Source organism: Sneathiella glossodoripedis JCM 23214, assembly GCF_000616095.1.
Taxonomy (GTDB): Bacteria; Pseudomonadota; Alphaproteobacteria; order Sneathiellales; family Sneathiellaceae; genus Sneathiella; species Sneathiella glossodoripedis.
The window spans coordinates 265,325-278,484 of the sequence record NZ_BAMS01000001.1; the positions used below are offsets into that span (position 1 = coordinate 265,325).

At 47.9% G+C, this 13,160-nt stretch carries 13 protein-coding genes and 3 pseudogenes; 9 read left to right on the forward strand and 7 right to left on the reverse strand.

Annotation, left to right across the window (positions count from 1 at the left end):
* Positions 1 to 12 precede the first annotated feature (12 nt).
* From JCM23214_RS23660 to JCM23214_RS01315, 6 genes are read left to right on the forward strand one after another with little or no spacing between them, the layout of a single operon-like run.
* Positions 13 to 399: a ketopantoate reductase family protein gene (locus JCM23214_RS23660; protein ID WP_025897110.1), complete on the forward strand. Its 387-nt coding sequence runs from the start codon at positions 13 to 15 to the stop codon at positions 397 to 399.
* Positions 384 to 803 carry a ketopantoate reductase family protein gene (locus JCM23214_RS23665; RefSeq protein ID WP_025897112.1) on the forward strand — a complete coding sequence of 140 codons (420 nt, stop codon included), beginning with the start codon at positions 384 to 386 and terminating at the stop codon, positions 801 to 803. Before JCM23214_RS23660 ends, JCM23214_RS23665 begins: the two co-directional genes overlap by 16 nt.
* Positions 804 to 841: 38 nt before the next feature.
* Complete coding sequence (locus JCM23214_RS26375; protein WP_369405884.1) at positions 842 to 1,048, forward strand: ketopantoate reductase family protein; 207 nt, start codon at positions 842 to 844, stop codon at positions 1,046 to 1,048.
* Position 1,049: 1 nt separating this feature from the next.
* Entirely contained in the window at positions 1,050 to 1,787 is a 738-nt protein-coding gene (locus JCM23214_RS01305; protein WP_199899200.1) for an SDR family NAD(P)-dependent oxidoreductase, read from the forward strand.
* Complete coding sequence (locus JCM23214_RS01310) at positions 1,784 to 3,181, forward strand: dipeptidase (protein WP_025897114.1); 1,398 nt, start codon at positions 1,784 to 1,786, stop codon at positions 3,179 to 3,181. Before JCM23214_RS01305 ends, JCM23214_RS01310 begins: the two co-directional genes overlap by 4 nt.
* 2 nt (positions 3,182 to 3,183) lie before the next feature.
* Positions 3,184 to 4,005, forward strand: a complete 822-nt coding sequence (locus JCM23214_RS01315; RefSeq protein WP_025897116.1) for a DMT family transporter — start codon at positions 3,184 to 3,186, stop codon at positions 4,003 to 4,005.
* A gap of 87 nt (positions 4,006 to 4,092) precedes the next feature.
* On the opposite strand, the pseudogene JCM23214_RS23675 reads toward JCM23214_RS01315, so the two are convergent.
* The 7 genes and pseudogenes from JCM23214_RS23675 to JCM23214_RS01345 form a co-directional block, all read right to left on the reverse strand.
* A pseudogene (locus JCM23214_RS23675) lies at positions 4,093 to 4,589 on the reverse strand (fumarylacetoacetate hydrolase family protein).
* Positions 4,529 to 4,882 carry a DUF2437 domain-containing protein gene (locus JCM23214_RS23680; protein WP_199899202.1) on the reverse strand — a complete coding sequence of 118 codons (354 nt, stop codon included), beginning with the start codon at positions 4,880 to 4,882 and terminating at the stop codon, positions 4,529 to 4,531. The pseudogene JCM23214_RS23675 and the gene JCM23214_RS23680 overlap by 61 nt, the downstream one beginning before the upstream one ends.
* A 136-nt stretch (positions 4,883 to 5,018) precedes the next feature.
* Positions 5,019 to 6,277: pseudogene (locus tag JCM23214_RS18525) on the reverse strand (TRAP transporter large permease).
* Positions 6,274 to 6,813 carry a TRAP transporter small permease gene (locus JCM23214_RS01330; RefSeq protein ID WP_025897117.1) on the reverse strand — a complete coding sequence of 180 codons (540 nt, stop codon included), beginning with the start codon at positions 6,811 to 6,813 and terminating at the stop codon, positions 6,274 to 6,276. Before JCM23214_RS01330 ends, JCM23214_RS18525 begins: the two are co-directional and overlap by 4 nt.
* Positions 6,814 to 6,873: 60 nt before the next feature.
* Positions 6,874 to 7,857, reverse strand: a complete 984-nt coding sequence (locus tag JCM23214_RS01335) for a TRAP transporter substrate-binding protein (RefSeq protein ID WP_025897119.1) — start codon at positions 7,855 to 7,857, stop codon at positions 6,874 to 6,876.
* Positions 7,858 to 7,893: 36 nt separating this feature from the next.
* Positions 7,894 to 8,457: a 3-hydroxyanthranilate 3,4-dioxygenase gene (locus JCM23214_RS01340; RefSeq protein ID WP_025897120.1), complete on the reverse strand. Its 564-nt coding sequence runs from the start codon at positions 8,455 to 8,457 to the stop codon at positions 7,894 to 7,896.
* Between the two features lie 130 nt (positions 8,458 to 8,587).
* The gene (locus tag JCM23214_RS01345) at positions 8,588 to 9,541 is read right to left on the reverse strand and encodes a dihydrodipicolinate synthase family protein (RefSeq protein WP_025897121.1); all 954 of its coding nucleotides are present in this window, start codon (positions 9,539 to 9,541) and stop codon (positions 8,588 to 8,590) included.
* 171 nt (positions 9,542 to 9,712) lie between these two features.
* On the opposite strand from JCM23214_RS01345, the gene JCM23214_RS01350 reads away from it, so the two are divergent.
* The 3 genes and pseudogenes from JCM23214_RS01350 (at position 9,713) to JCM23214_RS18530 (ending at position 13,034) form a co-directional block, all read left to right on the forward strand.
* Complete coding sequence (locus JCM23214_RS01350; protein WP_025897122.1) at positions 9,713 to 10,495, forward strand: aspartate dehydrogenase; 783 nt, start codon at positions 9,713 to 9,715, stop codon at positions 10,493 to 10,495.
* Between the two features lie 10 nt (positions 10,496 to 10,505).
* Positions 10,506 to 11,486, forward strand: coding sequence for a LysR substrate-binding domain-containing protein (locus JCM23214_RS01355; protein WP_025897123.1), 981 nt, complete (start codon positions 10,506 to 10,508; stop codon positions 11,484 to 11,486).
* A 112-nt stretch (positions 11,487 to 11,598) separates the two neighbouring features.
* Positions 11,599 to 13,034, forward strand: a pseudogene (locus tag JCM23214_RS18530) (NAD-dependent succinate-semialdehyde dehydrogenase).
* The last annotated feature ends 126 nt before the right edge of the window (positions 13,035 to 13,160 follow it).

Here is a 13,160-nt window from a genome sequence, read left to right on the forward strand (position 1 = left end):
GAGCGCCAAATAATGGCAAATAAACCTATTCTGATTTGGGGTGCCGGTGCCATCGGAGGCATACTCGGAGCTTATTGGGCACGCGCTGGCCAGGACGTGGTAATGGTCGACATTGACGAATCTCACGTAAAGGTCTGTAGCACTGAAGGTATTTTAATCGAAGGGCCTGCAACTGACGGTGAATTTCGACAAAAAATTCCTACTTTCACCCCTAAAAGCCTGAGCGGCACATTTGATGTAATTGTGCTGGCCGTAAAAGCACAGGCAACGAAAACTGCTCTTTCGCAGTTACTCCCCCATTTATCTGATGATGGCTTTATTCTTTCCGCTCAAAATGGCTTGAATGAACGGCTTATCGCAATATGGCCGGAGCTGAAAGGACCATGGGCGCCTTTGTAAATTATGGAAGCGATTGGCAGGAGCCCGGTCGAATTCTCTATGGCAATCGCGGGGCCGTTGTTGTTGGTGAACTGGACGGATCAATTCGCCCGCGGACCAAGCAAATGCACGCGTTGATGCAACAGTTTGAACCAGAAGCCATCTTGACCCACAACATTTGGGGTTATCTGTGGGGTAAACTTGGCTATGGCGCCATGCTGTTTGCAACGGCACTGACGCCTGACAGCATGTCTGCAAATTTTGCAAATCCGGAAAGGTCACCAGCACTTGTCAATCTCGCCCGCGAAGTGATGGCGGTTGCATTGGCCGAAAATGTGACGCCCCTTGCTTCAATGGATTTACGCCAGAAAGTTACTTTCCCGACAGTCCAAACTCTGAAGCAGAAAAATCCATCTCTGCGCTAGTTGAATTTACTGCCAATACTGCGAAAACACATTCAGGTATTTGGCGTGATCTTGCAATTCGTAAACGCAAAACAGAAGTAGACCCTCAGATCGGTATTATCACCGAAATAGCTGCAGAGCACGGGATCAAAACGCCTCTACTTACAAGACTGGTGGAACTGATACACGATATTGAGGATGGTAAGCGCGAGCAGTCCGCCGAAACTTTTAATGAACTTTTGAATGCGATGGAGCAGGAAATCTGAGATGACGATAGCTTTAGTTACTGGTGTTTCAGGTGGTATTGGGGCCGCTATCGCAAAACAGCTTGCACAAGACGGCCTAGAGGTAGTTGTTACAGATCGACCCGGGAGTGCATTCTCTTCCGCCAAAGCAGCTCTTCAAATGCCCGGCTATCCAGCTGATCTTGGCAGCAAAACAGAAGTTCAAGCACTCTGTGATGAAATCAGCCAACAATATGGACCCGTGCAGGTACTGGTTAATGCAGCCGGCGGTGTTTGCCAGCAGGTACATCAACCTTTGGAGACGGTAACCGAGGAAGATTGGAGGGTTCTGTTTTCAGCAAACACTGACAGCGCCTTTTTTCTTGCTCAAGCGTTTGCCCCGCAAATGAAAAAGCTGGGTAGTGGACGTATTGTTACCATTAGCAGCGGCGCTGGTTTGCGCCCAAGCCTTACGGGCATTCAGGCCTATACCGCTTCGAAACATGCACTGGTTGGCCTGACTAAGCAACTTGCACTGGAACTTGGTCCATTTGGAATTACGGTAAATTCAATTGCACCTGGCTTTGTACTATCCAACGAAGCCACTCGCAAACAATGGGAAAGTTACGGTGAAGCCGGCCAAAAACAATTGGTGGAAAACATACATATGCGCAGGCTCGGCTCCCCCGAAGATATCGCAAATGCGGCATCTTTCTTATGCAGCGAAGCATCAGATTGGATTAGCGGTCAAATTCTTTGCGTTGACGGAGGTCATCGATGAGTTCAGTAGCTCCTGTTGAGCATCACGATCGTGATGCATTTCTAAAACTTCTTAAAAATTATCTTGCATGTCAATCAGTCAGCACTGACCCTGCCTATCGTGAAGAAATGGCAAAAACGCGAGAGTTCCTCAGTAAACTGATTAAGGATATTGGTTTTACGAATGTGAGAGAACTGGACGGAGGTGTCGGCGGACACAACGCGCTCTACGGTGAATGGCTGGAAAAGCCCGGCAAACCAACACTGCTCATATATGGCCACTATGACGTTCAGCCCCCTGATCCGCTCGATCAATGGCTCTCCGAACCCTTTGACATGCAAGAACGAGACGGCAAACTGTATGCTCGCGGAATTTCTGATGACAAAGGGCCCACTTTGATCGCACTGGAAGCTCTGCGCTGTCACATGGCTGCAAATAATGAGTTGCCCTTTAATGTAAAAATCCTCTTGGAAGGAGAAGAGGAAACTGGCTCTCCTTCGCTACCGAATATCCTGTCACAGAATAAAGAGCTGTTATCGGCGGACGCGATATTATCCGCTGATGGTGCCAGATGGCGAGCTGATCTCACTGCCATAAATGTCGGATCCCGCGGCAACGGTGGTTTTGAAATATCCATCAAAACAGCAGATCTCGATCTACATTCGGGACGATATGGCGGAGCGGTGCCCAATGCACTACATGAAATGGCCCGGATTGTAGCCAGCCTGCATGACGAGGATAACCGCGTTACAATACCTGGATTTTATGATGACGTGATCATGCCAGATGCCCAAACCGAAGCGGATCTACATTCCATAAACTTTGATGGACAGGGCTGGACAGCCAATATCGGTTCCATTGAATTTGGTGAAAAAGGGTATACCACATTGCAGAGATTGTGGGACCGTCCAACATTGGAAGTAAATGGTCTTTGGGGCGGGTATCAGGGTGCTGGCAGCAAAACTGTTATACCCAATCAGGCCCATGCGAAAATTACCATGCGATTGGTTCCCGGTCAGGATCCAGAGAAAATCCGAGAAGCGGCAAAAGAATATATTAAGCGCTTATGCCCGGAAGGCGTAGAGCTGACCATCACTGGTGATCGTGGCTGGACAAAAGCCTATGCGGTTCCTCCCGCTCATCCGCTGTTACTTGCCGCTGAAAAAGCGCTTGAGGATACGCTCGGTGACAAACCGCTTAGAGTTCGTGTCGGAGCTACCCTACCGCTCTCAGATTTGGTGCGAAACACTTTAGGTATCGATACCGTCATGTTTTCGTTTTCGACCGCAGATGAGCAGTTTCACGCCCCAAATGAATTTCTTCGTGTATCCGCAATCGATGAAGGCGTAGCCGCGTGGATTAAATTATTGGAACTTGTCGGTGAACAGTCTCCGCAAGCGTATAAAAACCTGTAATCATGCAAGCAGGGCCGGTTAACAACCTGAAAGGCGCCATACTTCTAACTCTGGCGGCCGTTGTATTTACAGGCGAAGTCATTGCTGTCCGGTTCTTGGGAACCTCTGCCAGCGATGGACAGATAGTGTTTGCCAGGGCATTTGTGCAATTTGCCATGGTTGCACTTTGGATATTGCTGACCAGTCCTCACTTAATAAAAACGTCACGGCCCGGACTTCATATTATTCGTGGGATCACAAGCCTCATATGCTGGTTTTTTTACTATAAGAGTTTTCAGTTGCTGGATATGGCTCTTGCAACAACGCTGACATTTACGACCTCCCTGATCGTCGTTGCCTTGGCGGCCCCATTGTTAAAAGAAGCTGTCTCTGCTCGCCGGTGGTTTTATACAGCGCTTGGATTTATAGGAGTGGCGATTGCCAGCAATGTAATCGGCAGCTCCAGCACCCAATTTGATTTCAGTATCGCATTTGGCCTTCTTGCAGCAATAGCGGCTGCAGCTTTGGTGTTTCAAAATCGCGTTCTTTCCAAAACGGAACATACAGCAACGATTATGTTTTACATTGGCCTGATAACAACCGTAGGGGCAACTCCAGGGTTATTGCTTGATCATCAACCGCTGCAAGGAAACGCCCTCTTGTTGCTCCTTATTTCCGGCTGCCTTGGAACAATCGGCATGATCCTGACGGTCGAGGCGTACAGGGTTGCCGAAGTATCGGCGATGGCTCCTTTCCCTTATCTCAGGATAGTGTTTGCAATATTGGCAGGACTATTTCTCTTTGGCGAAAGTCCAACCTGGCAAACAATGCTCGGAAGTGGCTGATCATAGCCTCGGCGCTTGCTGTGCAACGCGCAGAACCAAAACGCAAAGGTTTATCCTCCCCATTCAGATAATGCGGGCTGTTCGCTCCTAACTGGCATCCTCTAGTCGAATGACCGGATTGCGAAGGGTTCCAATACCACTTAGCTCTACTTCGACAACATCACCGTCCTGCAGGTTAGGCGACTCCCCTTCTGTCCCCATCCAGATTACATCACCGGGATATAGGGTCAGGTATTTTGTCATGTGAACCAGATAGGGAACAATGCCTGTTATCATGTCATTGGTCTGAAAACAAATTTGTTCCTGCCCGTTTAATCGGACCGTGGTCGTCATTCCCTCCAGATCCACATCTGTTTCAATCCACGGCCCCATGGGCTTGAATGTATCCGTATTCTTGGAGCGCCACATTGTCTTGTCAGATTTCTGCCAGCTCCGCTCGGAGATATCATTCCCGATAGTATAACCAAAAACCACATCCATGCTGTCTCAGGGGTCAGATGCTTTCCCTGCTTACCGATCACAACTACAAGTTCACCTTCATAATGAACCTGATCAGTTGCATCCGAAGGATAATGATCGGGCACTCATGTGCTATCAGTGCATTATTTGCCCGATATCCAATATCAGGAGCGCCGGGCGCACTGGCATCCATCCCGACTGCCACCGACATTTTCTCAAGATGAGTTTTATAATTTAAGCCCGCTGCATAAAAGGTACGGGGCACAACAGGAATATCCAGTTCAACTTCGTCCAGATCAAAAACAGCACCCGTTTGTTCCGCCCCTGAAAAAATCGAGCCTTGCAGCTCATAAATCTTCAAACCTTCAACCAGACCATGAACCGTTTCATCACCTTTTCTGAACCGGACAAAACGCATACTAAAACCTCAGCTTATTAATATTACTACGCAGTTGAGCAGCGCATCGAATATGTGGCTACTCTCTTTAAAGGGTCGAATAATAACGGCCTATAACGTGATTGATAGGGTCTGAGATTAAAATAATGAATACAGCCTAATTCCAAAAGGTTGATATGGAAGGGAACCTGCTGAGCAGGACGAGAACAAGTGCAACCGCCAGCAAAAAAGGCCATAGAGATTTTAGAATCTGTCCCGGAGTGGCACCGCTCATAGAGGAGGCAATATACAATCCAACGCCTACCGGTGGTGTCAAAAGGCCAAGCGCCAGATTAAGACAGATCACCACACCGAATTGGTAGGCACTTATGCCAAAATCACCCATCGCGATAGGTAATAGAATGGGAGTAATCAGAATGACTGCCGCAATTCCATCAATTATCATCCCGACAATCAATAAAATAGCGTTCACGATCAACAGAAATATAAACGGATCTTTGGTGATTTCCGTTATAAAGACGGCCAGCTTCTGAGGTAACGCCTCATAAATGATGACCCAGCCAAACACGTTCGCAGCAGCGATCATAAAAATTATCATCGACGCATTAACAGCTGTTCTTCGAAACAGCTTAAACATATTCTTGGGTTCCAGCTCCTTATAAACCAGCCATCCAACCAGGAATGCAATCATAAAAGCGACCGACGCAGACTCTGTTGGAGTGGCAATGCCCAGTAAGATACCCCCAATAATTGCGATAGGAATCAACAGAGCAGGAATGCAATAACCGATTGCAGAAAAAGCTTCTTTTCGGCTGAACCAGTCACCGCGCGGGAAACCTTGAACAATACCAATGATCGTAATGACTATGGCAAACCCAATAACCAGCATCAGGCCGGGGAATATACCTGCCAGAAACATTTCCCCTATGGGGATTTGCGCTAAAACACCAAAAATAACAAACATCATAGAAGGAGGAATAACTGGTGCCAACAGACCGCCTGCCGCAGTAGTAGCTGCTGCGAACCCTTTATCGAAACCTTCTTTCTCCATTTCGGGAGTCATGGCACGTGCCATGACCGCAATTTGAGCTGTTGCCGATCCAATGATAGCCGCCATGAACATATTCGCGAGCAGGTTTATATAGCAAGCCCTCCACTAAAGCCGCCGACGAAAACCCTCGCTGCGTTAATGAGACGTTTGGTCATGCCGCCTTCGTTCATAATTTCACCTGTGAGCATGAACAATGGTATGGCTAGTAGTCCGTAATTTTCAATACCGGAAAACATCTTTTGCGCGAAACTGTCAAACAGGACCGTATTATCACTTTCCCAGATATACCAGATAGCGGTAAGTGCAAGAACAAGGGCTACGGGAACACCAATCAGAAGTTTGAAGAGAAAAACAATTGGTGTCATAGCGCAGCCTCCAAACTCGTTTTCGCTGGCTTGAGCAAATTAGCTGTACTGTGAAGTGTTGCCCCCAGTGCAAAGACCCACATGGCCAACCAGATCCAGAATTTCTTGATCCCAAGGGTCGTTGTCGGTTCCGCATAAATGAAATTAAAAGTGAACTCCTGAAAAACCGTTGTGTCAAATCCGGCCTGTGCCAATTCAACTGGCGAATACCATATCCAGCAGAACCAAAGCATAAGCAGTGCAAAGATGAAAATAATGAGATCTACAAGTTTTATGGTAATCAGCCGGAGACGATCCTTTAGCACATCCGTAAAAATAGTAACGGCCACAGCCTGACCATAGTGAAGAGCAGCTGACGCCCCTAGAAACGTCATCCAGGCCATAGCGTAGATTGCCAGCTCGTCCACCCAGAAAAGCGCTGTACCAAGGCTTCGCGTCACAACATTCAGCAGGATAAGACCGGTGATGGTGGCGGCAAGGAAACCAGCGATGGTCAATTCAATATTAGCCCACCGAGCAGAAATACGACTTATCATCCAACACCCCACCTAGAACCGAGGGCCAATCAAAGCCCTCGGGATACATTTACAATACTATTATTCGGCTGTATCGGCCGCAACCTTGCGAAGAGGCCCAAGTGATGGCGATTTTTTGGCCCAGGCTGCGTTCCACTGATCAACGGCCGAAGTAAAGAAAGATTTGTCCACTGCTACAAATTTCTTGCCTGTATCACGGATCTGATTGAGCCAGCCCTGTTCCTTCGCGATATATGTATCAATTGTACTGTCAACATGTTTGGCCATCAAATTGCTGATAACCGCACGATCTTCTTCAGAAAGTCCCTTCCAAACACGCGCAGATACAAGGCCGACCATCGGAAACATCATGTGATTGGACTGAACAACTGTATCCGCATGTTCATAATATTTCAAAACCCAGATCAATTCCGCATCCATATCAATGGCATCTACCTGACCGTTGGCAAGGGCGTCATAAACGGCTGGCAAAGGCATGGGAGTAGGTGCGGCACCGACAGCATTATAGAAATCCAGGATCGGCTCAAATGGTGTAATTCGAAGTTTATTACCAACAAGATCTTTGGCTGAGCTGACTTCACCACGACTTACGATCTGACGCAGACCTGCCATGCCATAACCAAGCCCAACCACCCCTACTTTGGCGGGCAATTGGTCAAGCATTTTTTGAGCTGTTTCGCTTCGAAGGATACGTCCGGCATGAGAAATATCATTGGCAAGATACGGAGCATAAAAAGCACCAAAATCTTTTGCGCGATTTGAGACTTCGGCCACTGTCATGAAAGCCATATCCAAAGCACCTGTCTGCAATTGTTGCAGCATTTCAGCTTCGTTGCCCAATTGGCGTGCAGGGAAAACTGTAACACTGTGCGCGCCATTGCTCTCTTTCGCCAATTCTTCGCCAAACGCATTTGCCGCTTTTGTCCAGATATGCGGCGGCGGTGTAATTAATCCCAGCCGAAAATCTTTGGCTGAAACTGCTGATGCTGACATTGTGGCAGCCGCGATTATGGCGCCGCCTATTAATTTCCCTATTAGCTTCATTTTGTTCCCCTTCATTATCTTGAATTTTCCCCGCAGTTAAATCTGAACCCAGCCCGCAGGTGGTTTGCCTTTTCCTGGATGGACAACGCCGCAATTTGGGCAGGTCCTTGCGTCCATATCTTCATGGAAAGCGTCATAGATCTTTGGCAGCTGTGTTACGATGCCTTCTGGATCAGCCAGGCTGACTTCGGCCCGATGAACCAGACTGCCGCATTCAAAGCAGTACCATTCAAATCCTTCTCTCATACCCGGCTGACGCGGAGCCTCAACAACGATGCCAATTGAACCTTCCTGTGGTCTTTGCGGTGCATGACGGGTATGCGGGGGCAGCATAAACACCTCACCTTCGCGAACGATCACATCAAAAATTTCACCGTTTTCGGCAATCTTCAGCATCATGTCGCCCTTCACCTGGTAAAACCACTCATTGACCGGATCGTCATGAAAATCCATGCGCGTATTGGGACCGCCAACCACCATAACAATCATGTCTGCATCAGCATGCAAAAGCTGGTTATTGACGGGTGGCCGCAACTTATCAGCATTGTCTTCCACCCACTTTTCAAAGTTGAAAGGTTTCAAGGTTGGGTGAATGGCCATTGCTAATAACTCCTGTGGTAAATGATGCCTTGTCCTTGCAGCAGGTTTCTGACGTAAACTCTAGGGGAAGCGAGACTTAAGAAATATGGAATTCTAGGAAACTTGATATCCATATTCCTGATACCAAAACTTACAATTGCAAGCCGCAATCCTCAAACGCAGCACTTGTCGCAGCCTTTTCCCCTTCAGTTAATTCAAGCATAGGATGCCGCACACGCCCGCCAACTTGCCCCAGCAGCTCCTGCCAGAATTTTCCATGTGCAGTTGGTTTTCCGCCAGGTTTTGTTGATTTGATGGCTTCTCTTACGGGATTTAAACTGTCGCGCACCCGGCGCGCCTGTTCAAATTTTCCAGCGAATGCAAGTTCGGTATATTCATGCATACGCCTGTCATTCTTGGTTTGAATTTGGTAGGGCGGCGATGAGCATAGATAGAGCTGCCAGCCCAGCTCTTCGATATTATCCAGCCATTCCTCTTCATTTGAGGTTGAAACCAGGATTTTGTCACCGACAAGTTCCGTCAGTTTTACATACATATCTCGCGGAACTGAATATTTGATGGCCATTATATTTGGCAGATCTGCAATACGTGCGCAGGTCTCCGGTGCCATCAGATATCCACTATCCGGGTGACTCCACATGGCAATGCCGATATCAAGGCGATCACAGAGATATTTGTAATAATTATAAAGAACCTCATCGCGGTCATGGCAGAAACTCAACATTGGCGCATGAACCACAACATAATCAGCTCCGCAGGACTGAGCGTGGTAACCCAACTCAAGCACGGTATCCACATTCTGATCGGAAATGGACATAATCGTGCCTGCTGTCTCGCCGCACTCTTGCGCCGCAATGGTCATATTGCGTTTTCGCTCTTCCAAAGACATTGACCAGAATTCACCCTGTTTGCCGGCAATAAACAAACCCTGAATTCCCAGATCATCAATCCAGTGCCGAATGTTCCGCCTTAATCCATCTTCATCTAACGACATGTCATCTTTGAAAGGATTGAGTGCAGCCGCCCAGATACCCCGCATTGCCTCTCGAGAATATTCTTTGGCTTCATTCTTGGCATATTTCATAAACACCGCTCCACTTAAAACAGATGCATTTCATATCGGTCGGAAAATCAGGTTCAGTAAAATTGCCTCCTTCCTAAAAACCAACCTTAATCGCCCTAATCAGGTATTCAATAATTTTATAGCAGTGGCGCTATAATTTACGATAGCTTGTAGCAAAGAACAGGAGGCGTTATGAAAATTGGTATAATCGGAGATGGCGCAATAGGACGATATGTGTCCCAAAAGCTAACGGAAAAAGCGTTGACCCCTTCAGTGCGATTGGTCCGGCCTGCTCGGTTGAAAGCGGCAAAAGATTGTAAAATACCGCAAGTTGGACATGTAGGAGACCTGCCGGGTGATATTTCTCTCATGATTGATTGCGCAGGTCACAGCGCTTTGCTCGAACATGGGCCATCTATTCTAAAGCGCGGCATTTCATTGATTTCCGTCTCGTTGGGCGCTCTTGCTGACAAAGAACTGGAGCAGCGTCTGACAGTCACTGCCAAAGAAGGGGGTGCACAATTGCATCTGGCAACTGGAGCCATTGGTGCCTTGGACTGCCTTCAGGCCGCACGGGTCGGTGGATTATCATCAGTAACCTATGTGGGACGGAAGCCACCCAAGGGATGGCAAGGGTCAAAAGCTGAAGAGACACTGGATTTATCAAATCTGGAGGAGCCCGCTGTTCATTTCCATGGTTCAGCACGGGATGCCGCAATGAATTATCCGAAAAATGCGAATGTCGCAGCAGCAGTTGCAATTGCAGGGATTGGCTTTGATGAAACGGCAGTTCAACTGATTGCCGATCCATCGGTTACAGCGAATATTCACGAGATTAATGCGGTTGGTGAATTTGGGCAATTTCACTTTCGAATTGAAGGCAAGGCATTACCGGATAATCCGAAAAGCTCAGCACTTGCGGCCATGAGTGTTATCTCCTCGATTGAGCGGCGGAATTCCCTTATCACAATATAGGAGGCACTGAATGACAGTTCGTCAAACGAAAATAGTCGAGCGCGCCCTCACACGGTTAAAGCTTCGGCAATTGCGATTGCTGATAGCGGTAGGACAACACGGGAACATCCAGAATGCTGCTCGCGACCTTGGGATTTCCCAACCAGCTGCGACAAAAATGATTCAGGATCTGGAACTGGATTTTGAGGTCAAATTGTTTGATCGAACAAACAGGGGTGTGGTTCCAACTGTTTTTGGCGAAACGCTTACCCGGCACGGAAAACTGATTTTTGCACAAGTTTCCAACGCTGCTCAGGAACTTGACGATCTAAACGAGGGCAATAGCGGCCGCGTTGTCGTGGGAACTTTACTGGCAGCATCCCCTACACTACTTCCTTTCGCAGTAAAAAAACTACTGGCGGATCGACCCAACGTAACGATCAAAATTGTTGAAGGAACAAATGAGGTTTTGATGCCAGCGTTATTGTCGGGCGAGATTGATATGGTGGTCGGCCGTCTATCAAGTCATCGCTACCGTGCCAAACTGCAGCAGGAAAAGTTTTTTGACGAACGCATTGTCGCGGTTTCAGGCACCCATCACCCTCTTGCCAAAGTGCCCAATATTACATTTGACCAATTACGACCTTTTGACTGGATCCTGCCTCCGGTTGAAACCACATTGCGCAGACAAATCGATCAATATTTTATCCGTCAGGATCAGTATACACCGAGTGTGGCGATTGAGTCCGTCTCGTATCTTGCGAACCGGTCCCTCCTGCGCTCTCATAACTATATTGGTTTGATGCCCGCGCATGTCGCATCGATTGATGTTGAAGAAGGATTGCTTGCACAACTGGATTGGGTGGTTCCTTTCGGGGCCGGGCCAGTGGGCGTTTCTCACCGGGGTGCACAATATCTATCCCCAGCAAGCTCCATGTTTCTGAACGCATTGAGGGCTGTGGCGCATGAAGCGCATAACACACAATCATCCGCCAGCTATCACGTAAAGTGATATCAGTATTTGCCCAATTCAGTTGAAGGAATGTCCATGACATTGTGAATTAGGCGAAACGATCTGAAGCACTCGGAGAACAACAGGTTTTGTGATGAAAAATGAGGCAGAAATGAACAGCTATCCAGAAATTGGTCTCTATATTGACGGAAAATGGCGGAAAACTGTAAAAGATGCACCCATTTTAAATCCCGCGACAGAAGAGGAAATTGGTCGGCTTCCCATTGCGGACATTTCAGATCTGGAAGATGCCCTTCAGGCGGCACGCAAAGGCTTCGACATCTGGCGTCAAACGCCACCTCGTAAACGCTCTGATATTATTTTAAAAGCCGCCGCCTTGATGCGCGAGCGTCAGGAGGAAATCGCACAATCAATTACTGCTGAGCACGGCAAACCTCTTGCGCAGGCCCGTTTGGAAGTTATTCGTGGCTGCGAGTTTTTTGAATGGGATGCAGCAGAGGCCATGCGCCTTTACGGACGGGTTATCCCCTCGGCACCGGGACAGAAAATCTCTGTACATCATTATCCCATTGGAATTGTTGCAGCCTTCTCCCCATGGAATTTTCCCATGAGTCAGCCTGCGCGTAAAATCGCTGGGGCCCTTGCTTCGGGCTGTTCTGTGATTTTAAAAGCAGCTGAAGAAACACCTGCTGGTGTCGTTCATATTGTCAAAGCCTTTGAAGACGCGGGATTACCAGCCGGCGTTCTCAATCTTGTATTTGGCATTCCAGCTGAAATATCTGCATTTCTGATCCCACAACCGGACATCCGATTGGTGGCCCTTACCGGCTCAACGATTGTGGGCCGGCAACTGACAGAACTTGCCGCACAGAGCGATACAAGGGTCCTCATGGAGCTGGGCGGACATGCACCCGTTATTGTTTGTGAAGATACCAATATTGAGCAGGCAGCAAGAAGCAGCGCAATTCGCAAATATAGAAATTCTGGTCAGGTCTGTACGTCACCCACTCGCTTTTTTGTGCATGAAAGTATCTATGACGCCTTCTTGGAGAATTTTTTGGCCTGTGCCCAAGGAATTAAAATGGGTAACGGCACAGAGGAAGGTATAGATATGGGGCCCGTTGCCAATCACAGACGCATACCCACCCTTAAAGCTTTGGTGGAAGATGCGTTTGAAAAAGGAGCAGATCTTCTTCTTGGGGGACACCGCCGGGACGGTGCTGGTTATTTCTTTGAACCGACTGTCCTTGCCAATGTTCCGGACAATGCGCGTGTAATGCAGGAAGAACCATTTGGCCCGATCGCAATTATCAACCCGTTCAAATCGCTTGATGAAGCAATTAAAAAAGCCAATTCAGTACCTATGGCCTTGCAGGATATGCCTTTACAAATCGTGCTGACTATATCGATCAACTCACCGACAACATCGAAGTCGGAAATTTCTCTATCAATACCTTAGAAGCCTCCCTGCCTGAAACGCCATTTGGTGGCGTAAAATCCAGTGGCTACGGCCGCGAAGGCGGCTCGGAAGGATTGGACAATTATTTAACGATAAAAAATGTCTGGCATTCCATAAATATCAGCTAACCGCGAAAGCCGTGTCAGCAATTAATGCCCAAGAACGATGTGTAGTCAGCTACAGCAAACTTCATGCATCTAGATCTGGCATGTTTCGAATTGGCACTGGTTCCCTAAGCAACGTTTTTCGGCTAA

Coding starts and splice junctions, on each gene's coding strand:
- JCM23214_RS01350 (WP_025897122.1), top strand. CDS start 9,713: ATGAAAATTGGTATAATCGGAGATGGCGCAATAGGACGATATGTGTCC.
- JCM23214_RS01355 (WP_025897123.1), top strand. CDS start 10,506: ATGACAGTTCGTCAAACGAAAATAGTCGAGCGCGCCCTCACACGGTTA.
- JCM23214_RS01340 (WP_025897120.1), bottom strand. CDS start 8,457: ATGGCCATTCACCCAACCTTGAAACCTTTCAACTTTGAAAAGTGGGTG.
- JCM23214_RS01345 (WP_025897121.1), bottom strand. CDS start 9,541: ATGAAATATGCCAAGAATGAAGCCAAAGAATATTCTCGAGAGGCAATG.
- JCM23214_RS23660 (WP_025897110.1), top strand. CDS start 13: ATGGCAAATAAACCTATTCTGATTTGGGGTGCCGGTGCCATCGGAGGC.
- JCM23214_RS01305 (WP_199899200.1), top strand. CDS start 1,050: ATGACGATAGCTTTAGTTACTGGTGTTTCAGGTGGTATTGGGGCCGCT.
- JCM23214_RS23680 (WP_199899202.1), bottom strand. CDS start 4,882: ATGCGTTTTGTCCGGTTCAGAAAAGGTGATGAAACGGTTCATGGTCTG.
- JCM23214_RS01315 (WP_025897116.1), top strand. CDS start 3,184: ATGCAAGCAGGGCCGGTTAACAACCTGAAAGGCGCCATACTTCTAACT.
- JCM23214_RS01335 (WP_025897119.1), bottom strand. CDS start 7,857: ATGAAGCTAATAGGGAAATTAATAGGCGGCGCCATAATCGCGGCTGCC.
- JCM23214_RS01330 (WP_025897117.1), bottom strand. CDS start 6,813: ATGATAAGTCGTATTTCTGCTCGGTGGGCTAATATTGAATTGACCATC.
- JCM23214_RS01310 (WP_025897114.1), top strand. CDS start 1,784: ATGAGTTCAGTAGCTCCTGTTGAGCATCACGATCGTGATGCATTTCTA.
- JCM23214_RS23665 (WP_025897112.1), top strand. CDS start 384: ATGGGCGCCTTTGTAAATTATGGAAGCGATTGGCAGGAGCCCGGTCGA.